The organism is Psychromonas antarctica (assembly GCF_022267535.1).
In the GTDB taxonomy this organism is placed as follows: Bacteria; Pseudomonadota; Gammaproteobacteria; order Enterobacterales; family Psychromonadaceae; genus Psychromonas; species Psychromonas antarctica.
Genome location: NZ_JAHNZV010000032.1, coordinates 1 through 21,713, shown reverse-complemented (window position 1 = coordinate 21,713; position 21,713 = coordinate 1). Strand labels below are relative to the sequence as shown.

18 protein-coding genes are annotated in these 21,713 nt (G+C 41.0%); 12 read left to right on the top strand and 6 right to left on the bottom strand.

Annotation, left to right across the window (positions count from 1 at the left end; all coding sequences use genetic code 11):
* Positions 1 to 330 precede the first annotated feature (330 nt).
* On the bottom strand, positions 331 to 1,035 hold the full coding sequence (locus tag KSO91_RS09135) for a 3-deoxy-D-manno-octulosonic acid kinase (protein ID WP_238742648.1): 705 nt from the start codon (positions 1,033 to 1,035) through the stop codon (positions 331 to 333).
* Between the two features lie 113 nt (positions 1,036 to 1,148).
* Between KSO91_RS09135 and KSO91_RS09130 the strand changes: the two genes are divergently transcribed.
* Entirely contained in the window at positions 1,149 to 2,192 is a 1,044-nt protein-coding gene (locus KSO91_RS09130; protein WP_238742647.1) for a glycosyltransferase family 9 protein, read from the top strand.
* A gap of 113 nt (positions 2,193 to 2,305) precedes the next feature.
* Here the strand turns inward: KSO91_RS09130 and pgi are convergent, their stop codons facing one another.
* Positions 2,306 to 3,958 carry a glucose-6-phosphate isomerase gene (pgi, locus tag KSO91_RS09125; RefSeq protein WP_238742646.1) on the bottom strand — a complete coding sequence of 551 codons (1,653 nt, stop codon included), beginning with the start codon at positions 3,956 to 3,958 and terminating at the stop codon, positions 2,306 to 2,308.
* Between the two features lie 248 nt (positions 3,959 to 4,206).
* Between pgi and ubiE the strand changes: the two genes are divergently transcribed.
* The 11 genes from ubiE (at position 4,207) to KSO91_RS09070 (ending at position 15,262) form a co-directional block, all read left to right on the top strand.
* The gene (gene ubiE / locus KSO91_RS09120; RefSeq protein ID WP_238742645.1) at positions 4,207 to 4,962 is read left to right on the top strand and encodes a bifunctional demethylmenaquinone methyltransferase/2-methoxy-6-polyprenyl-1,4-benzoquinol methylase UbiE; all 756 of its coding nucleotides are present in this window, start codon (positions 4,207 to 4,209) and stop codon (positions 4,960 to 4,962) included.
* Between the two features lie 27 nt (positions 4,963 to 4,989).
* Positions 4,990 to 5,622, top strand: coding sequence for a ubiquinone biosynthesis accessory factor UbiJ (locus KSO91_RS09115; RefSeq protein ID WP_238742644.1), 633 nt, complete (start codon positions 4,990 to 4,992; stop codon positions 5,620 to 5,622).
* Positions 5,615 to 7,255 (top strand): ubiquinone biosynthesis regulatory protein kinase UbiB, encoded by a 1,641-nt coding sequence (gene ubiB / locus KSO91_RS09110; RefSeq protein WP_275113954.1) that lies wholly within the window; start codon positions 5,615 to 5,617, stop codon positions 7,253 to 7,255. The genes KSO91_RS09115 and ubiB overlap by 8 nt, the downstream gene beginning before the upstream one ends.
* Positions 7,256 to 7,309: 54 nt before the next feature.
* On the top strand, positions 7,310 to 7,528 hold the full coding sequence (gene tatA / locus KSO91_RS17885; protein WP_238742643.1) for a twin-arginine translocase TatA/TatE family subunit: 219 nt from the start codon (positions 7,310 to 7,312) through the stop codon (positions 7,526 to 7,528).
* 37 nt (positions 7,529 to 7,565) lie between these two features.
* Positions 7,566 to 7,967: a Sec-independent protein translocase protein TatB gene (gene tatB, locus KSO91_RS09100; RefSeq protein WP_238742642.1), complete on the top strand. Its 402-nt coding sequence runs from the start codon at positions 7,566 to 7,568 to the stop codon at positions 7,965 to 7,967.
* Positions 7,964 to 8,731, top strand: coding sequence for a twin-arginine translocase subunit TatC (gene tatC / locus KSO91_RS09095; protein ID WP_238742641.1), 768 nt, complete (start codon positions 7,964 to 7,966; stop codon positions 8,729 to 8,731). The genes tatB and tatC overlap by 4 nt, the downstream gene beginning before the upstream one ends.
* A gap of 12 nt (positions 8,732 to 8,743) precedes the next feature.
* Positions 8,744 to 9,523: a TatD family hydrolase gene (locus KSO91_RS09090; RefSeq protein WP_238742640.1), complete on the top strand. Its 780-nt coding sequence runs from the start codon at positions 8,744 to 8,746 to the stop codon at positions 9,521 to 9,523.
* Positions 9,524 to 9,595: 72 nt separating this feature from the next.
* Positions 9,596 to 10,609 carry a porphobilinogen synthase gene (gene hemB / locus KSO91_RS09085; RefSeq protein WP_238742639.1) on the top strand — a complete coding sequence of 338 codons (1,014 nt, stop codon included), beginning with the start codon at positions 9,596 to 9,598 and terminating at the stop codon, positions 10,607 to 10,609.
* 665 nt (positions 10,610 to 11,274) lie between these two features.
* Entirely contained in the window at positions 11,275 to 13,152 is a 1,878-nt protein-coding gene (locus KSO91_RS09080) for a PTS mannitol transporter subunit IICBA (protein ID WP_275113953.1), read from the top strand.
* Positions 13,153 to 13,230: 78 nt separating this feature from the next.
* Positions 13,231 to 14,388, top strand: coding sequence for a mannitol-1-phosphate 5-dehydrogenase (locus tag KSO91_RS09075; protein WP_238742638.1), 1,158 nt, complete (start codon positions 13,231 to 13,233; stop codon positions 14,386 to 14,388).
* 241 nt (positions 14,389 to 14,629) lie between these two features.
* Positions 14,630 to 15,262: an MltR family transcriptional regulator gene (locus KSO91_RS09070; RefSeq protein ID WP_238742637.1), complete on the top strand. Its 633-nt coding sequence runs from the start codon at positions 14,630 to 14,632 to the stop codon at positions 15,260 to 15,262.
* Positions 15,263 to 15,442: 180 nt separating this feature from the next.
* Here KSO91_RS09070 and KSO91_RS09065 read toward each other — a convergent pair whose 3' ends face one another.
* From KSO91_RS09065 to KSO91_RS09050, 4 genes are all read right to left on the bottom strand, one after another.
* The gene (locus tag KSO91_RS09065; RefSeq protein ID WP_238742636.1) at positions 15,443 to 18,793 is read right to left on the bottom strand and encodes a type I restriction endonuclease subunit R; all 3,351 of its coding nucleotides are present in this window, start codon (positions 18,791 to 18,793) and stop codon (positions 15,443 to 15,445) included.
* Positions 18,794 to 18,871: 78 nt separating this feature from the next.
* On the bottom strand, positions 18,872 to 19,786 hold the full coding sequence (locus tag KSO91_RS09060) for a virulence RhuM family protein/type II toxin-antitoxin system death-on-curing family toxin (RefSeq protein WP_238742635.1): 915 nt from the start codon (positions 19,784 to 19,786) through the stop codon (positions 18,872 to 18,874).
* A 347-nt stretch (positions 19,787 to 20,133) separates the two neighbouring features.
* Entirely contained in the window at positions 20,134 to 20,664 is a 531-nt protein-coding gene (locus KSO91_RS09055; RefSeq protein ID WP_238742634.1) for an REP-associated tyrosine transposase, read from the bottom strand.
* A gap of 189 nt (positions 20,665 to 20,853) precedes the next feature.
* On the bottom strand, positions 20,854 to 21,504 hold the full coding sequence (locus KSO91_RS09050; protein ID WP_238742633.1) for a restriction endonuclease subunit S: 651 nt from the start codon (positions 21,502 to 21,504) through the stop codon (positions 20,854 to 20,856).
* Positions 21,505 to 21,713: the final 209 nt, after the last annotated feature.

Sequence of the window (21,713 nt, the reverse complement as noted above, 5' to 3'; positions counted from 1 at the left end):
AAGCTAGCTAATGCCCATGCCAATTTTAGCCCCTTTGATGCCTCGCCCCCTTGATTTTAGTTTTGCCATTAAAAAATTCATTCGCACAATAGATCCCTCAGCTCTTTTAATGATACTAAACGTTTTATACTGTTGCGTATTAAGATTACCGGCACTATTTACATTGCAGGCACCATGGGAGAGATATTAATTTTAATCGGGCCTGCAGGTATCGGCTTTCTGGAGGGACAGGAAAAAGTAGGCGATCAGAATTTACTTGGGCTTACTGCATTAATAAAACCCAGCTTAGCAGGGCCAAGTTTTTACAATTTCCAATTGATTACAAAACAGTTAAGCCATATACCCCGCGATTAGATACTGCCAATCAGATGCTTGCCACTTTATTGCGCGTTTTCTTAACTCTTTATTAAAGGATCTTAATAAACGTTCAAGGTTAGCTGCTTGCCAATTTTTACTAGACTGTTGATAACATTTATCAAAATCAATCAACCAAACTTTACCTGTTTTATCTAATAAAATATTATGAATATTTAGATCCGTATGGTTAACCTGCGCTTGATGCATCTTTTTTATCTGTAAACCGATTGCCTGATATTCTTGAATGGTTAAAGATCGTTGTTGTAAGATATCTAGCAAATCGGCTGCCTCAGGGATTTTTTCAGATAAAATATCTGCCTGATAAAAAAAACCTTTTTTTTGTACTTTAGCCGCTATCGGTCTAGGTACATTGACTCCCGACTGGTTTAATACTTCTAATAAATTAAACTCAGCAATGCTGCGTGTTTTTCCCCAGTTAATAAAAAAATAATGATCCGATACGATTTTAGCAAAGAGCCCTCCGCGACGATAATGGCGGAGGGCGGCCTGCACTCTATCTAACTGCACAAACCAAGTTGTTCCCCTTCCCTGTGCTGAGCCTATAATTTTTTGCTGCTGTTGCCAAAAACCAGAAGAGAAGCAATCAAACACATCCTTTGGCATAAGTTGATCATCATATTGAACATAAATGTTATCTACATGGATAGTCTGAATCATTTTTTACTCGGCGTATATTATTACTTTGATGCCCTTAAGTTTAACAATAGCTGACCAAAAAATCTTTTGATTATTGTATACTTGGCAAATGATAACTAACCAATGGCTGGATTATGCCTCTATTTACAACCGCACCAAAATCAATTTGTATATTACGCCTCTCTGCAATTGGTGATGTCTGCCACGCAGTTGCAGTAATACAGGCAATTCAAAAACACTGGCCAACAACCAAAATAACTTGGATCATGGGGAAAATAGAAGCGCAGCTGCTTCATGATTTGCCTGGTGTGAAGGTCATTATATTTGATAAATCAAGCGGTTTTTCAGGGATGAAAGCGATTTGGAAGCAGTTAGCAGAACAAAAGTTTGACGCACTATTACATATGCAACTGGCAATACGAGCCAGTGTACTAGCGTTCGGTATCAAGGCTAAATATAAGGTAGGCTTTAATCGTAAACGCGCTAAAGAGGGACAGTGGTTATTTACCAACAGAAAAATTGCCGATACTTCGTCGACCCACGTATTAGATAGCTTCTTTGAATTTTCCTACTTTTTGGGGATACAGAAAACCACGCCTAGCTGGAATATTCCATTAGCGGATGCCGACGTCCAATTTGCACAACAACTACGCCAAGATAATAAACCGCTGTTTGTTATTTCACCGGCCGCCAGTAAAGATGAACGCAACTGGCTGACAGAGCGTTATGCCACTGTTGCTGACTATGCAGTACAGCAAGGATTTCAAGTTGTATTATGTGGATCACCAGCCGCAAGAGAAGTAAAACTCGGCAATGATATTCAAGGGCTGATGGCAGAAGATGTCACTAATTTAATCGCCAAGACCTCACTAAAGCAATTAACAGCGGTTATCCGAGAAGCCAAATTGATACTGGCACCCGATTCAGGACCCGCGCATATCGCAACCACGCAAGGTACCCCCGTGATAGGTTTATATGGGCATAGTAACCCAAACAGAACAAGGCCTTATCTAAGCGAAGAAACGCTTATCAGTGTTTATGAAAAACATGTACAGGCGCAGCACAAAAAACCATTAAGCGAATTACCGTGGAGTGCAAGGGCGAAAGGCAACCATATTATGGCTGATATCAGTGCTCAACAGGTTATTGATATGTTTAATCAGATAACAACAAAATAATCGTTATGATAAAAAAAATCCCGCCCCTGTTATAGCAGGGTCAGGATTCTAGTTTAACGGTGTAAATAATTAACACCGTCGGACTTAGCTTTGTTTACAATAGTTTATGTAAACTATTTCCACGCTTTCCAAGTATTAATCAAACCATTAGTTGAGCAATCATGGCTTTGTACTGCGTCGCTATTTGTTAATTCAGGTAAAATTTGACCTGCCAGTTGTTTACCTAGTTCAACACCCCATTGATCGAAAGTAAAGATGTTCCAGATAATGCCTTGAGTAAATATTTTTTGCTCATACATCGCAATCAATTGACCTAAAACTTTTGGCGTAATTTGTTTAACTAAAATAGAGTTAGTGGGTTTGTTACCCGCAAAAACTTTAGACGGTACAAGATGAGCAACCTCTGCAACAGTTTTACCGGCAGCAATGAATTCTGCTTCAACTTGCTCTTTGGTTTTACCAAAGGCTAATGCTTCTGTTTGCGCAAAAAAGTTAGACATTAATTTAGAATGATGATCACCGACAGGATTATGACTAATTGCAGGAGCAATAAAATCACATGGAATTAATTTTGTACCTTGGTGAATTAGCTGATAAAACGCATGTTGACCATTTGTACCAGGCTCACCCCAAATGATAGGGCCCGTTTGGTAAGTCACAGGATTACCGTTACGATCGACACATTTACCGTTTGATTCCATATTACCTTGTTGGAAATAGGCTGGGAAACGGTGCATATATTGATCATATGGGAGAATAGTTTCAGTCTCTACACCATAAAAATTATTATACCAAATACCGATAACGGCGAGGATCACGGGAATATTATTTTCAAAATCAGTTTCAGCAAAATGCTTATCCATATCATGTGCGCCAGCAAGCAGAGCCTCATAATTATCAAAGCCAATTGTTAATGCAATTGATAAACCGATTGCAGACCAGATTGAATAACGACCACCAACCCAATCCCAGAATTCAAACATATTATCAACATCAATACCAAATTCAGAAACGGCAGATGCATTAGTTGATAGTGCAACAAAGTGCTTGGCAACTTGTGCTTCATCTTGAGCGAAACTCAAGAACCAGTCACGTGCACTATGGGCATTGGTCATCGTTTCTTGTGTAGTAAAAGTTTTTGAAGCCACTAAGAACAAGGTTGTTTCTGGATCAAGTTTAGCAAGCGTCTCAACAATATGTGTACCATCGACATTAGACACAAAGTGCGCATCAATACCTTCAACCTTGTAAGGACGTAATGCTTCGGTCACCATAAACGGACCTAAATCTGAGCCACCAATACCGATATTAACGATATCTGTAATGGCTTTACCGGTATAACCTTTCCATTCACCTGAGTGTACTTTTGCACAAAAAGCTTTCATCTGCGCTAACACTTTATTTACTTTTGGCATAACGTCTATGCCATCGACCATTACTGGCGTATTGCTACGGTTACGTAACGCGCTATGCAATACCGCACGTCCTTCAGTGACATTGATTTTTTGACCCGAAAATTGTGCTTTAATGGCCCCTTTTAGATCAACTTGCTCAGCAAGCTCGACTAATTTTCCTAAAATTTCCTCGGTAATTAAGTTTTTAGAGAAATCGACCAGCAGGGAATCTTCAAACTGACGAGAAAACTGTTTAAAGCGATCCGGATTCTTTGCAAAAAGATCCGACATCGCCATCTTCTCATGTTTAGCAAATAAAGCCTGTAAGTCAGACCATGCAGCGGTTTGCGTTGGATTAATATTTTTTAGCATTGATATATTCCAAAAAGTGATGTTTAAGAAACTTAAATTAACGAACTAAGCATTCGAAAATAAATAGCGCGAGATTTATTTAAGTAGGAATTATAACGTAAAAAACAAACAATTCACTGATCTTATTAATGCGAGCAGTTAAAGAGTCGCCCTACAAATAACAATAAATATCCTCTTTGAGATTAAATCAGGTATCATCTTGACTCTCATTTTAGCTACAATGCCCGATAACAAAAAAAGGGAAAAAGATGAACAAGGCACAACAAAACACTACTCATTTTGGTTTCAAAACAGTACAAGAAGATAAAAAAGCAGAGTTAGTGGCAGGCGTATTTCACTCTGTCGCGACCAAATATGATGTCATGAATGATGTTTTATCACTGGGTATTCACCGTGTTTGGAAACGTTTTACTATCGACTGTTCGGGCATTCGCAAAGGCCAAAAAGCACTTGATCTTGCCGGTGGAACCGGAGATTTAACGGCTAAATTTTCACGCATTGTTGGTCCAACAGGACAAGTTGTTTTAGCCGATATTAACGACTCAATGCTTAAAGTGGGCCGTAGTAAATTGCGCGACATGGGAATTGTCGGTAATGTTGACTATATTCAGGCGAATGCCGAGGAATTACCTTTCCCCGATAACTTCTTTGATATAGTGACTATCGCATTTGGTTTACGTAATGTGACCGATAAAGACAAGGCGTTAGCCTCTATTTATCGGGTCTTAAAGCCAGGTGGGCGGCTCTTAGTATTAGAATTCTCAAAACCTATTTATAAACCGCTCAGTAAATTTTACGATTTTTATTCCTTTAATGTTTTGCCTAAACTTGGCAAATTGATAGCCAATGACAGTGAGAGTTATCGCTACCTTGCCGAGAGTATCCGCATGCACCCTAATCAGGAGACGCTTAAAGAGATGATGGCGAATGTCGGTTTTGAAGATACTGAATATTTTAACCTTAGCGCCGGCATTGTTGCCCTGCATCGTGGTTATAAATACTGATACCAAAGGAAATAAAGAGGGAAAACAATGCCTTTAGATAACTTAGTGTGTGGTTTACTCGAAACTGCGATTAATCAATTACAGCAGCTTGATTCAACTGCCGTATATAAGCGCAAAGTACTCGATGGCATAGTGATTGCCGTTATGTTAAAAGAGCTAAATAAGCCACTCTACTTTGTTATTAGTAAACAACACATTGATGTTTTGGCACGCTATGAAGGGCAAACAGACTGCTTTATCCGTTTAAATATCTCCGCGTTAAAAGAGCTCCACAATAACCACCAGCTTACCGCTTTAATTAAAAGCGAGCGCCTTGAAGTTGAAGGGGATATTCAACTAGCGCAGAAATTTGCACAGCTGTTAATGGCAATGGAGATTGATTGGGAAGAGTTGCTGTCTTCTAAAGTCGGTGATGTATTAGCACATAAACTCTGCTATCACGTCAAACAATGCCGACAAGGCCTATCACAACAACAGCAAAAAATAGAACAACAGTGTGCCGAATTTATTAGCGAAGAGTTAAGATTGGCACCGGGTCCATTACAAGTGGCTTATTTTTGTGAGCAAGTGAGTGAGCTTGAAAAACAATGCGCACTACTTGAAACGCGCATGACACAATGTTTGTGCAAAATTGAACAATACGGAATCGCTAATGATTAAATTTAAAGAGCTTTCCCGCCTCTATCAGATCAATAAGAACGTGGTTGAATATGGGTTAATTGATTTATTAACAAAAGACCAGATCCCTTTTACTTATCACTTAATGCGTTTGTGTTTTTTTTGGATCCGCCGCAAGCATAAAACGATCAGCTTGCCAGAACGATTACGCCTAAGCTTACAAACGCTCGGGCCTATCTATATTAAGCTCGGGCAGATGTTATCAACTCGGCGCGATCTATTGCCACCCGTTTATGCAGATCAACTCGCCCACCTGCAGGATAATGTACCACCATTTTGTGGTGAACAGGCGATAAAAGTCATTGAAAGCTCCTTTGGGAAATCGATTGAACAGCTGTTTGCCAACTTTGATATTAATGCCCTTGCATCGGCATCAATTGCCCAAGTGCACACAGCAACCTTGCTTGAGGATGGTCGTGAGGTGGTGATCAAAGTGATTCGGCCAAATATTGAAAAAACCATTCAGGCGGATCTGCAATTAATGCGTTGGATTGCGCAGTTAGCACAGCGTTTCTTAAAAGACGCGGATCGTCTGCGCCCCATTGAAGTCGTACATGAATATGAGAAGACGATTATTGATGAGTTAGATTTGATGCGCGAAGGTGCAAATGCGATTCAGCTGCGGCGCAACTTTTTAAATTCAAAACTGCTTTACGTGCCAGAAATATATCCCGACTACTGTACTAAAAATGCATTGGTAATGGAAAGAATCTACGGAATCCCTGTTTCCGATATAGTCTCGCTTAAAGCCCAAGGAACTAATTTAAAACTCCTTGCTGAGCGCGGGGTGGAAGCTTTTTTTACGCAGGTATTTCGAGACAGCTTTTTCCATGCAGATATGCACCCAGGTAATGTATTTGTCTCTTATGAACATCCCGAAGATCCACTGTGGATAGGCATTGACTGTGGTATTGTTGGCACCCTCAATAAAGAAGATAAACGCTATCTTGCGGAAAACTTTTTGGCCTTTTTTAACCGTGATTACCGTCAGGTTGCACAGCTTCACGTTGATTCAGGTTGGGTGCCTGCCGATACCCCCGTGGAAGAGTTTGAATTTGCTATTCGCGCCGTTTGTGAACCCATTTTTGAAAAACCACTGTCTGAAATATCCTTTGCACAAGTATTAATCAACCTCTTTAATACCGCACGTCGTTACAATATGAAAGTGCAGCCGCAATTAGTGTTATTACAGAAAACCCTGCTTTATATCGAGGGATTAGGGCGACAGTTGTACCCGCAGTTAGATCTTTGGGATACCGCCAAACCTTTCTTAGAAAACTGGATGAAAGAGCAGATAAGCCCCAAAGCGCTATTTAATTCAATCAAACAGAAAGCGCCTTTTTGGCTAGAAAAACTACCTGAATTGCCTGAACTTATTTATCACAATCTATCTCAGGTAAAATCACAACAGCAACAACTCGCGCAACTAACCGCTTCTATCAATCAGCAGCAGCAAAAAAACAATAAAAATCATTTCTATATTGGAATAAGTATCACTTTAACCCTAATATCCGCATTAGCGTATCTATTATCAGACAGAGAACTTGCGCTACTGTGTGCTCTTCCCGGTTTTTTTACTTGGTTAGTGGCATGGCGTCATTCCAATAAACAATAGATTTTTTTATAACTCATTAAAGACTAAAAACAGCGACAACAAAGGGAATATATTATGGGTGGCATCGGTATTTGGCAGTTAGTTATTATTGCAGTGATTGTAGTTTTACTTTTTGGCACAAAAAAATTACGTGGCATTGGCGGTGATCTAGGAGATGCGATAAAAGGATTTAAAAAAGCGATGAAAGAGGAAAACAAAGCAACACCTGACGCTGAACATAAACCGGATGAGCAAAGCAAAATAGATCCGCAGAGCAACGACACGAAAAAATAAAACAGTAAATCAGACCTAATAAAAGGTTGTAAATAAAATGTTTGATATCGGTTTTTGGGAGATAGTACTTATCTCTATAATAGGCCTTATTGTATTAGGTCCGGAACGTTTGCCCACCGCCATTCGTAGCGTAATGCGTGCCATTAATACCGCTAAAAATATGGCCCACGCCGTAAAAACGGAGCTTTCGCAAGAGCTAAAGTTGCATGAGATGAATGCGAAGATGATAAAAGCGAGCAAGCAGGGGCTAAGCGATCTCGATCCCCAACTGCAGCAATCGATTGATGAAATGAAAAAAACAACCCAAGAGGTCACGCGCCCCTATCAGCCCAAGGATCAAGAGATTAACTCGTCAACGACGCAAAGGAATAATACGCGGGTCGAAAAAAATAACCTTCACACTGTTGCATCTGCGCAAAAAGAGGACAAAAGTGAATGACTACAGAGGGAAGCAGTAAGAAAAACACTCAAGATAACTTACCCCTATTTTCTCATTTATTAGAGCTGCGTAACCGCCTGCTCAGAGTGGTAGGAATAGTAACCGCCCTATTTTGTGGTTTAGTCTATTTCGCTAATGACATTTACCACTATATCGCCATCCCCTTAACCAGTAAGCTACCGGCGGGCTCAAGTATGATTGCAACGGATGTCGCCACGCCTTTTTTTACGCCAATAAAATTAACCATTGTGCTGTCCATTTTTATCGCCATTCCAGCCATACTGCATCAGGTATGGGCATTTATTGCGCCGGGTTTATATAAAAATGAACGCAGATTAATTGCCCCTTTAGTGATAAGCAGTGCCCTACTCTTCTATTTGGGTATGGCATTTTCATATTTTGTGGTATTCCCTTTAGTGTTCTCGTTTTTTACTAGTGCAGCACCCGAAGGGGTGGTTATTGCCACCGATATCAGCAGTTATCTCGACTTTGTATTAAAACTTTTTTTTGCCTTTGGGTTAGCCTTTGAAATCCCGATTGCAACATTAGTCTTGTGTTGGACAGGCGCAACGACTCCCAAACAATTAAAAGAAAAACGCCCCTACATTGTAGTAGGCGCCTTTGTCGTAGGCATGTTATTAACTCCCCCTGATGTTATTTCGCAGACATTACTTGCGCTGCCTATGCTTATTTTATTTGAACTGGGATTACTGTTTAGCCGTTTTTACGTCCCACAAGAAAGCGAACAACATATTCACAAATAGAGTGGCTTAACTATGATAGATATTGGCGTCAATCTGACCAATAAACGTTTTCACAAAGATCTCGACACAGTGCTAGATAATGCCAAAGCAGCAGGTCTTACCGGGATGATTATCACTGCTACTGATCTAGCCAGTAGCTCAGAAGCGGTGGCACTCGCGCAAACGGCCCCCGATTTTCTCTACGCGACAACAGGCATTCATCCCCACGATGCGAGCAGCTTTAATGGACGCAGTTTAGCCGCCCTTAAAAAGTTAGCGCGAAGCCCACAAGTGAAAGCACTTGGTGAATGTGGATTAGACTTTAACCGCAACTATTCAACACCGGCAGAACAGGAATATGCCTTTGTGCAGCAGCTTGAACTTGCCGTTGAACTGCAGCTGCCAGTTTTTATGCATGAGCGTGATGCCAACCGACGTTTTATCGAGCTCTTAACACCTTATCGCACACAACTCCCGAATGCGGTTTTACACTGCTTTACGGGTGATGAAAGTGATTTACAGCGCGCCCTTGAACTGGATCTACATATCGGTATTACCGGCTGGATCTGCGATGAGCGGCGCGGCAGTGAACTTATCGAACTAGTTAAACTTATTCCCGACAATCGCTTAATGATTGAAACCGATGCACCCTATTTGCTACCGCGTTCACTACGCCCAAAACCTAAGTCAAGCCGTAATGAACCCAAATATTTACCTCATATAGCAGAGACTATTGCACAGGCAAGAGATCAGCCTGTTGCGCTTTTAATTCGCAACAGTATCAAAACCAGTAAAGATTTTTTTAGTATCTAAGACGATATTAGTGGTGAGTAAACAGAAGCAAAATAGCGACCCTTTGATCCGTTCATTTTAATAGGAATAGCCATGATAATTTCTCAGAGTTTCCCCGCACGCCGTTTACGCCGTTTACGTAAACATGATTTTTCACGCCGTTTAGTGGCCGAAAACCAACTGTCCGTCAATGATCTTATCTACCCGATGTTTATTTTAGAGGGCAAAAATCGCCGTGAAAGTATAACTTCAATGCCCGGCATTGAACGCTTATCACTGGATCTCTTAGTACTAGAAGCCAAGGAACTCGTGGCTCTTGGCATCCCTGCTATTGCGCTTTTTCCTGTAGTCCTTGACGCATTCAAAACAGAAATGGCTGAGGAAGCCTACAACAGTGATGGACTAGTACAACGTGCGGTCATGCATATTAAAGAAGCTTGTCCTGAACTTGGGGTGATCACCGATGTGGCACTTGATCCTTTTACCATCCATGGGCAAGACGGCATTATTGATAAATCTGGTTATGTATTAAACGATCTGACCACAGAGATTTTGGTCAAACAGGCACTATCACATGCGCAGGCAGGCGCAGATATCGTCGCCCCTTCAGATATGATGGATGGACGTATCGGTGCCATTCGCCATGCCCTCGAAAATGCGGGGTACATCAATACCCAGATTATGGCCTATAGCGCTAAATATGCATCGAACTATTACGGCCCATTCCGCGAGGCCGTCGGCAGTGCCGCTAATCTAAAAGGCGCTAATAAGTCAACTTATCAGATGGATCCCGCCAACAGCGATGAAGCGATTCATGAAGCAGCCTTAGACATTCAAGAAGGCGCAGATATGGTGATGGTTAAACCGGGTATGCCTTATTTAGATATTGTGCGTCGCGTGAAAAGTGAGCTGCAGGTGCCTACTTTTGCTTATCAAGTCAGCGGTGAATATGCGATGCACAAAGCAGCCATTGACAATGGCTGGCTGAAAGAGAGAGAAACCGTTTTAGAGTCGCTATTGTGCTTTAAACGTGCAGGAGCAGACGGCATTTTAACTTACTTTGCTAAGCAGGTAGCAATTTGGTTAAAGGAAGAAAACCAACAGTAAGCGCCAACGTTTATCTCAACGGCTTCAGTTGAGGCTTTGGGTAATTGTTGGCTGGCGTTTGAGATCTAATCGTGTTTCTCACACTTAGTCCGAAACTAGGCCGAGTATGAGAAACAAAGCCGTAATCAAAAGCGAGCAGACTTTCTCAATAACAAAAATAAGTAGCCAAGCAAAGGTTAAGCCAAGTCAATTTATCGCCTTATTTAATAGAAATCCAAGCCTTCATCGGTTATTTGCACAATTAATGTCTTTGTAATTTAATTACAAAATGGATTTAATAAGCAAACTTTTTACGCTTAACTCTGCCTACGGAAAAAGACAAAGGCGACACCGATCACGATTCTCGACAACCAACACCCACAAACAACCCACAAAGGTGACTCGCATCACCTTTCACGAAGCAACAAAACAATCAAAAATGTGACCTAAGACATAAAACACCATTAGACAGCCTCTTTAATGTCATTTGTATTTAAATTACACCAAGATTATGTGACTCAAGTCCGCCTCCGACTCCTTAATAGATGGATTTTGTGATAGCCATTGCGAAAATGTCCCCAACAAAATGGAATATCATTTTTTGTGCTAACTTCAATTAGTTCTTTATCAGAAGTTTTGACAAACCATTAACAAAATGCGTTATCGCACAATATATGGAGTTTAATATGAGCACAAAAATGAGAGTTCAAAATTTTGGACGGTTCTTATCCAATATGGTGATGCCCAATATCGGCGCATTTATCGCATGGGGTATTATCACCGCACTATTCATTCCAACGGGATGGATGCCAAATGCAACATTATCAGGTCTAGTTGGCCCAATGATCACCTACCTACTGCCACTGTTGATTGGTTATACAGGCGGTAAATTGATTGGTGGTGAGCGCGGTGCCGTTGTCGGTGCAGTGGCAACAATGGGTGTTATCGTCGGTACAGATATCCCGATGTTCATGGGAGCGATGATGGTCGGTCCTTTCGGCGGCTGGGCAATTAAAAAGTTTGATGCTGCCATTCACGGCAAAATCAAAAGTGGCTTTGAGATGTTGGTGAATAACTTCTCTGCCGGCATTATTGGTATGCTTTGTGCGATGCTTGCATTCTGGTTAATCGGTCCCTTTGTAAAAGCTTTATCTAGTGGTTTAGCTGCAGGTGTTCACTTTCTAGTTAATGCGGGCATGCTACCACTGACATCGATTTTTGTTGAACCTGCTAAAATATTATTCCTCAATAATGCCATCAACCACGGTGTGTTCACTCCCTTGGGCATTCAGCAAGCAGATGAGTTCGGTAAATCAATTGTCTTCCTAATTGAAGCTAATCCAGGTCCGGGTATGGGGCTTTTACTCGCTTATATGTTCTTTGGTAAAGGTACGGCAAAACAATCGGCTGCTGGTGCCTCTATTATCCATTTCTTTGGCGGTATTCATGAGATTTACTTCCCCTATGTACTAATGAACCCACGTCTTATTCTGGCCGTTATTGCCGGTGGTATGACCGGTGTATTTACCCTCACTGTCTTTGATGCAGGTCTTATTGCCCCAGCATCACCTGGTTCTATCTTTGCTGTTTTATTAATGACACCTAAAGCGTCTATGGTGGGTGTTGTAATTTCTGTTATTGCATCCGCAGGGGTTTCATTTGCTGTGGCAGCAGTATTAATGAAAACACAGGCAGACATATCAGAAGATGAGGATTCACTGGAAAAAGCAAGTAGTGCAATCAATGAAATGAAATCGGCTTCTAAAGGTATCACTGCGGCAAAAGTAATTGATATGGCACGTGTGACTAAGATAATCGTCGCTTGTGACGCGGGTATGGGTTCAAGTGCGATGGGAGCAGGTTTACTACGTAAAAAAGTGCTCGCAGCAAACTTAGATATTTCAGTAACCAATCTCGCGATCAATGACCTGCCTAATGATGTCGACATTGTGGTGACACATAAAGACCTAACAGAGCGTGCACTAAAACACGCACCGAATGCACACCATATTTCACTTTCTAACTTCTTAGATAATGCGCTATATGAAAATTTGGTAGCAGAATTGTTGGCAGCCAGCAGCACGCCAGCGACTATTCAAGTAGAAACAGAGGTCGTTGAAGAGTCAGCTAATACGCTAAAACTCACTGAAAAAAATATTTTCTTGGGCCTAAAAGCAAAAACTAAAGAAGAAGCCATTCAGTTGGCGGGCGATCAGCTCGTTAAGCTTAATTATGTAACTCCTGAATATATACCAGGTATGTTTGCCAGAGAAAAATTGGTATCCACTTATCTGGGTGAGTCCATTGCCGTACCGCATGGCACAATTGAAACCAAACAATTCGTGCAAAAAACCGGTATCGTTTTTTGTCAGTACCCTGATGGAATTCAGTGGGGTGAAGATGAAGATGATGTTGCAACACTTGTTATCGGCATTGCAGCGCAAGGTGACCAACATATTAATGTGATCACCGCTATCACTAATGCACTGGATGATGAAGAAGCGATTAAGTGTTTGAAAACAACAGTTGATCCCGCAGATGTGCTGCGAATTCTAGGTCAATAACTTCTTCGAGTACGGCTCCAAATTGGGTCGTACTCTATAAGCTAGTTTTAAACTCTTTAAATTTAGGAAATCATAATTATGAAAGCATTACATTTTGGCGCTGGCAATATAGGCCGAGGTTTTATTGGCAAGCTATTAGCAGATGCAGGCATCAAGGTTACCTTCGCAGACGTTAATGAAACAGTGGTTAATGCACTTAATGAGCGCAATGAATATGACGTTAAAATTGTAGGTGAAAAATGTGTTGTAGAAAAAGTAACTCATGTCAGCGCAATTAACTCAACAAGCCCTGAAGTTATTAAACTTATTGCTGAAACAGATTTACTGACAACGGCGGTTGGCCCTACGGTTTTAAATATCATTTCTAAAACAGTGGCGGATGGTATTACCTTGCGTCTTAAAAACGGTAATAAAACGCCCTTAAACATTATCGCCTGTGAAAACATGGTCCGTGGCACTAGCCAACTAAAAGAAGCGGTATTTAAGCACCTTGATAAAGCGTTACATGCACAAGCTGAAGAGACTGTTGGTTTCGTTGATTCTGCAGTTGACCGTATTGTACCTCCAGCTGAAAAAGGTGAAACAGATCCATTAGCGGTCACCGTTGAAACATTCAGTGAATGGATTGTCGATCAGACTCAGTTTAAAGGTGAAATTCCTGACATTGCAGGTATGGAAAAAACCGACAATTTAATGGCCTTTGTTGAACGTAAATTATTTACCTTAAACACCGGTCACTTGATCACCGCATACCTCGGGGTATTAGCCGGTCATGAAACAATCAAAGATTCAATTGAAGATGACGCGATCCGTGCTGATGTTAAAGCGGCAATGCAGGAAAGCGGTGCCGTGCTTATCAGTCGTTACGCTTTTGATCCGACCGCACACGCAGCTTACATCGAAAAGATTCTAGGTCGCTTTGCTAATCCTTATCTACGCGATGAAGTTGATCGTGTTGGTCGCCAACCGATCCGTAAATTAAGCCCACAAGATCGTCTAATCAAACCGTTAAATGGCACATTAGAGTACAACCTACCTAATGATCACTTAATTAAAGGGATTGCTGCAGCTTTCTTATACAAGTGTGATGAAGACCCGCAAGCAGTTGAATTGCAGGCTATGTTCGCAAAAGAGGGTTTGAAAGCAACCTTAGCGCATTACAGTGGTTTAGATATTAATAGCGATCAAGTGGCACGTGTTGAAACAGCTTATCAAGATCTTAAAGCGGCTGAATAATCATCTTAAATTAAAAATAGGGATATCAAAGTTAAAATATCTCTATTTTAATAAAGCAATGTTTTCTAAGTTAAAAAACACCCTTTAATTAAAGATGAACCCAATACATGACGTTATAACCGCCACTTCAAGACTCACAAATCAGCTTCAGCAGCACAGTAAGTTTTCAGTTACGCCCGACTAATTAAGATGTTTTATTGAAAGACGCAATAACTGGATGCTTATAACTGAATAGAGTATATTGCCCACTTTATTCGACTACGCGTTGTTTATTCTAGAGTCGATGCCTGACTATTTTGCATATAGCAACATGCTGAATCATATTGAAGATATAAAAATTATGGCAAAACAGGAAGATGATTTAGATATTATTGATCGATTGAATGAAGCAGGATCAGTGCGCGGATCTGTGCTTACAGCAGTTGCCATCTTTGAGACTTCAGTTGATAGACTTGTTCAACGAGTTTTTCGCAAAGATGATCATGCTGTTAAGTATGCAGTGGAGCCTTTATTAAATACGGCCGGCCCTTTAGCTGATTTAATGGTCCGCTTAAAGTTGCTCTATGCTTTAGGGATTATCTCTCAAGATGTCTATCAAGATATGGAGCGTTTAATCAAATTGCGTGATCAGTTAAATAGGGATAGTCGAGAATTTTCTTTCACTTCCCCTGAGACATTAGAGACAATGAAAAAATTACATGCAATAGAAAAAATGGGGATGGTTCAGTTGGAAATATCACCCGCCGATGAGGATGCTGATATTAACTTTTACAATATATATATGGCAAGACAAGAACAAGTTATCCGCTCAGCATTTTCGCTGGCGATTGCAAGTATGTGTGCTGAATTGGAAAAGGATAATCCTCTGATTTAAAACCACTGAAAGTCGTTATACCATTAATCGTATTAGCCATGTGATGTAAATTTCCCCCAGCAAAGATACTTTAGGTTGAGGCGAAAGTTGATGTAAACGGTTATTCCCTTTACGAAACTTTCAACAAAAAATAAGCAATTTTAGCAAGTGAAATAGATCCGCTAGTGATTACGATTGCTATTACACCCTGTTCGCTTTAAAATTCTCTGCTTGCTCGAAAATCTCTTTGTAGATTTCATCACGACTGATTGGTGGGTATTTATATTTAGCGAGCAACAATATCAAAGCAACTTTTAAGCTGGCTTTAATATCATCACGATGGCTCCAATCGGTGAATTGTGCTTTATCATCAACGACCTTTTTAACCTCTTTGGCTAATTCCAAGAGCTTATCTTCAGGGTAATCAAAGTCATATTTCACGGCTAATGATTTTAAAATATCGTAAAAGGCTTTCTCTTCAAAGTTGATGCCTAACTCATCGCCTGAGTTCATCTCTTTTTTAACGCCATAAATCAGTTCAACCATGCTTTCAGAAAAATCTTCCAGTACATTACTGACCAATACATCTTCTTCTTTACGTTCGTTATAGCGTTCAACCAAGGCTTGAAAACGTTTGGAGAAGTCTATGCCTTGCACTTGATTCACTTTTTTAAGCTCGCCAATCGCTTTAGCTAATAACTGCTTAAGTAGCTGGATTTTGGTATTCGGTAGTTTAATTTTGCCGATTTTTTCAAGGTAATCATCATTAAAGATATCAATCTCACCACCACTTTCATTACCGAGTTTAAATATCTCCTCCACACCATCGCTTTGTAGCGCTGCGGCAATCATATCGCGGACTTTTGCATTCATCTGTGCGGTATCAGGTGCTTCGCCTTTGGTTAGCTTAAATACAATAGAGCGCACCGCTAAGTAAAAGTGAATATGATCACGCTCTTTCTGGTTGAATTTTTCACTACCACAACAAATGTCATAAGCTGCTTTTAAACGTTTAACCAAATCCATAAAGCGTTTGTGTTTTTTCTCAGTCACCAACACAAACTCAGCGGCATGATTTAAACAATTTAGTTGCGCAACAGCTTCGCCTGTAAAGTAAGCTGATGAATCAAATAGATGAAACAGTTGAGCAAGCAGATCTAAGTGATTTTTCACCTCGATAACTGAAGCGGCTATATCTTCAAAATTGCTTTCATCGGTTTTGGAATACTGCGCCAAGGCTTTATTCATCGCCGATTTAATACCGATATAATCGACTACTAATCCTTTATCTTTGCCTGCAAACTGGCGATTAACTCGCGAGATAGTTTGAATAAGGCTATGTTTTTGAATCGGTTTATCAATATACATGGTATCTAAAAATGGCACATCAAATCCGGTTAGCCACATATCCACAACAATCGCGATTTTGAAATTGGAATTGGCATTTTTAAACTGTTTATCCAATTCTTTACGCTGATCTTTACTACCAAGCAGATTATATAGTGCTTCAACATCATCTTTGCCGCGCGTCATCACCATTTTGACTCGTTCAGAAGGTGCTGCAACTCGGCCATCGGTGATTGCACGCTGGCGTTCGCTGTCATTGAGTTCAGCTGCATTGTCAGTGTCCACCTCCACAAACCATTCAGGACGCAATAATTTCACTGCTTGGTAAAGCTGATAAGCAATGGTGCGCGAGCTACACACAAACATCGCCTTTCCTGCGACCGTAGCGCCTTCCTCAAGACGTTTTTCATAATGTTCAACAAAGTCACTGGCTAACACGCGAACCCGGTCAGGATCGCCTAAAATCGAATTCATATTCGCCGTGGCTTTTTTGCTTTCCTCTATCTGTAGTTCATTACTGCCTGCATCTTCACATTCTTTATAATAGGCTTCGATTTCACTCAATTTACTATTATTCAAACAAACCTTCGCTGCACGCCCTTCGTAAACAATGCGCACGGTGATTTCATCTTTCACTGATTCGGTCATAGTATAAGAATCCACAACCTGACCAAATACATCTAAAGTGGCATCAACGGGTGTACCAGTAAAACCAACATAGGTCGCATTTGGCAGTGAGTCATGCAGATATTTAGCAAAGCCGTAGGTTTTCTTAATAGTGCCTTTGTCAGTATCAACCACCACTTTTTGGTCGAGATTAACTTGGCTACGATGCGCTTCATCGGAGATACAAATAACATTGTAGCGATCCGTCAAAAGCTCGGTATCTTCGGTAAATTTATGGATAGTGGTTAAGAACAAACCGCCACTGTTACGCCCCTTTAAAAGCTTACGCAGATGGCTGCGGCTTTGTACCGTTTCTATGGTTTGATCACCAATATAAGTTTTAGCGTTGCCGAACTGTTGCGAAAGCTGATCATCTAAATCGGTACGGTCAGTGATCAAGACAATGGTCGGGCTTTTAAACTCGACACTTTTCATTAATAAACGCGATAAAAATTGCATGGTAAAACTCTTACCACAACCCGTTGCACCGAAGTAGGTACCACCTTTACCATCACCAATCGGTTTTTGATGCAGTTTGATATTTTCAAAGAGTTTTTTAGCCGCATAATATTGCGGATAACGTGGCACGATTTTTATCTCTTTTTTGCCCCTTTCGTTATTAGAGTCGGGGAAATAGATAAAATTGCGCATCACATCGCGCAGACGCGCCTTATCGAATAAACCCTGTAACATCGTATGCAGCGAATTAAACCCGTCCTGCGCCACCAACTCATTCCCCGTGACCTTGCCCCAAGAATAAAAGAACTGATAGGGAGAAAACAGGTTACCCATTTTATTATTAACGCCATCGCTGATCACACAAAACGTATTAAACACAAACAGTTGTGGAATAGCGCGGCGATAGCGAATAGTAAGTTGCTCAAAGGCACTATGAATAGTAGCCTGTTCACGGATAGAGCTTTTAAATTCAAAGACCACCAAAGGCAACCCATTGAGATATAAAATACCATCGGGAATACGTTTTTCGCCTGTTGCCCCTTCAATCTCTAGCTGATTAACCATGCGATAGATATTGCTGTCATTGCCACCAGCTGAATAACTCGCTCTATTTTCAGCTGCTATATCAAACTGAAGCTCCGACTCAATAACCTCGTTCCCATGCGAGGCTAATCCCTCGTTCCCATGCGAAGCTAATCCCTCGTTCCCATGCTCCGCGTGGGAATGCAAATTATCGAAATCAACCAACTGAATATACAAGTCTTTCTGCGAGGCGCTACCCGCTTTACTACCCGATTCACGTTTTAATAGAAAGCCATCACTGAGCCATTTACAAAAGGTTTTATTGCTGTCGTACAAATCACTGGCAGGCAAGGTTTCTAATTTGCGAATAATGAATTCAATCTCGCCATCGGTTATGCCTGCATGCTGATAACGCGCAGCTAAAAAAGCGCGCAGATCGTCTTTGATCAACACGTCATGGTTATTACGTTTTAGCTCTGCGCCATTGAGGTGCGGATAACCCTGTTCGCCGAGCAGTTCAATAATCGCTTGTTCTAATTTGGCTTCAGTGAATTTCATTTAATAACGTCCTGTTGTTAACAGCTTTGAGACAACATATTCATGATTAATCGAATTAAGGTATCTTTTTGTTTAGGGTCAGATTCTGCCACTAACAAGGTGAGTGCAGCCAGTGTCGTTAATGACCACTTGACCATTTTCATTAAATAATCGTTTATTTTGATGTAAAAAATCGACAAACAAAAAGGCACCGCTGCGTTTATTACCATCAGAGAACGGGTGATTTTTTACCACAAAATATAATAAATGCGCGGCTTTGCTTTCAATCGTTGGATAAGCAGGCTCACCGAAAACAGTTTGCTCTAAATTACCCAATAAACTTGATAAGCCATCACCTCGGGGTAGAGCAAATAACTCAGTCGCCTCACCTCGGGCAATTAATTGTGCTTTTAGCTCGTTTAGCGCTTGCATAGCTTGAACATGCGTAAGCAGTTCGCCGCCGTTTTGTCCGTTTGGCTCTTCTAATAAACCTTCGTCGTAACGTTGCAACCATAAAAATGTTTGCGTATATCGGCTAACTATTTCAGCCAACCCTTTACCTGTATCGGCGCTAATATCAGATGATATTAATGCTTTATTAATTAAGGCTAAAGCTTGCTCTAACTCTTTGGCGTTTTTATCAAAACGCTGTTGATTAATCGTATAGCCCTGTAATAAATGCTGTTTTAATGTTTTAGTTGCCCATTGGCGGAAACGCGTTCCCTGCTGAGATTTAACGCGATAACCGACAGAAATAATGACATCCAAATGATAATAATCTACTTGATAGGTTTTCCCGTCAGCGGCAGTTGTTGCAAATTTTGCAACAACTGCTTGTTTCTCAAGTTCACCTTCTTTAAATACGTGATTAATATGCCGAGAAATAACAGACTTATCACGACCCAATAAACTCACCATCTGTGCTTGAGATAACCAAACACTTTCTTGATCCATCATTACAGATATTTGTAATGCACCATCTTCGGTTTGATAAATTTCTGTTTTTTCTGTCATTTAATATTCCTTCTCGGGCGAATTTAGAGGCGGTAATGCTTTCAAGTCAATCCGATACGCACTTCGTTCTAAAATGCTCTGAGTTCCCATGCTCTGCGTGGGAATTCAGATTGCACTCTACCAACCGCTATGCATTACCACGCGGAGCGTGGGAACGAGGTGTGAATTTTCTAGTTCCCATGCTCCGCGTGGGAATTCATCTTGCACACTCCCAACTGCTACGCATTACCACGCGGAGCGTGGGAACGAGGTGTGAATTTTCTAGTTCCCATGCTCCGCGTGGGAATTCATCTTGCACACTACCAACTGCTACGCATTACCACGCGGAGCGTGGGAACGAAGTTCTTCTACCAATTTTTATCTATCTCAAGCAGCCCAGCTTCGCCTTGGTAATCTCTTGCACTGGAATATCGCCAATGCTCAGGTAAATCAACAAATCCGCGTTTAACAGGATTATGATGAATGTATTCAATCTTTTGTAACATCATCGCTTCATTCTGAATTAACTCAGGGTGCACGCCCTCTTGCCAAAATTGATATTCACGATCACTTTTATGCGCCTTTTTATAAAACGCCAATTGTTCCAATATTGTTTTCACATTATGTTGCTTTAAATAAGCAAGCAATTGTTGCGCTGTAAATGATTTAAAACGCGTAATATCCTTATCCAGTTGTTCACTTTGTACGATTAGATGCAAATGATTTTCTAAAATAACGTAAGCATGTACCTTTAAACCCTCACGCATTAGAAAGGATAATGAATCAAGTATAATTGCGACGGTTTCTGGTCGCGTAAAAACAGGTATCCAATGCAACACCGTTAACGTAATAAAATGCGGTGCATCGACCTGAGTAATTTTATAACGGCTACGTCCCATTGTTTACTCCTATGCATTACCATGTTCCACTAACTTCTAGGCATTACCACGCAGAGCGTGGGAATTCATCTTGCACACTACCAACCGCTACGCATTACCACGCGGAGCGTGGGAATTCATCTTGCACACTACCAACTGCTACGCATTACCACGCGGAGCGTGGGAATTCTTCTTGCACACTACCAACTGCTACGCATTACCACGCGGAGCGTGGGAACGAGGTTCGGTGGCTGGGATTTGCAGTTCACCGGAAATCAGTTTGGGTAACAGGGTATCGCGGAGTTTGGTTAATTCGATATTTTGAATAGCGCGTTGCTGAATACCCGCATGATAAGTAGATATAATCGCATCAAATTTTTGCAATAATTCTGATGTAGGACTAATAACTTGTAATGAATTAAGTACTTTAGTTGTCATGCTAGGGACGGCGGAACCTACATTCATCATTGTAAAATCAAGAGTTTTTAAATGATAGAAAGAAAATTTAGCAACATTTTGTAACTTAGGGATCGTATAAAACATAGTATCTACGGTCCAAAATGGTTCATTAACATACATAATATTAGTCAGCGTTCCTTTTCTTGGAATAAGTACTGACTCTCCCTCATAAAGATATTTTTCAGCCTTACGCATTAAACCGCCTGATCCATATACTGGATACTTCCCATCATCTAATTTTTTATGATCTTTACCATATTTTACTTCGAGTAGATTACTTAAATCTTTAACCTCCCACCCCAAGGGCACCCAGCCTAGTTTCTCATTAAATTCAAACGCGCTTGGAAAATCGGGATGTGGGAGTGCCGCATTTTCAGACGCTAATCCCTCGTTCCCAGACACCAGCCCCTCGTTCCCATGCTCCTGCGTGGGAATGCGTGCGCTCAATGCTGCTAAACGCTTTGCCGCTTTTGCTTGTAGTTGCTCGGTGAGCTTACGGCTGCATAGTTTGACTTGGGCGGTTAGCCCAATTCAGTCTTTTTTGGAAAGCAAGTCAGCCGTTACTCACTATTTTCTAGATAATTCCATGGCAGGTAATTTTCTGGGTTGGC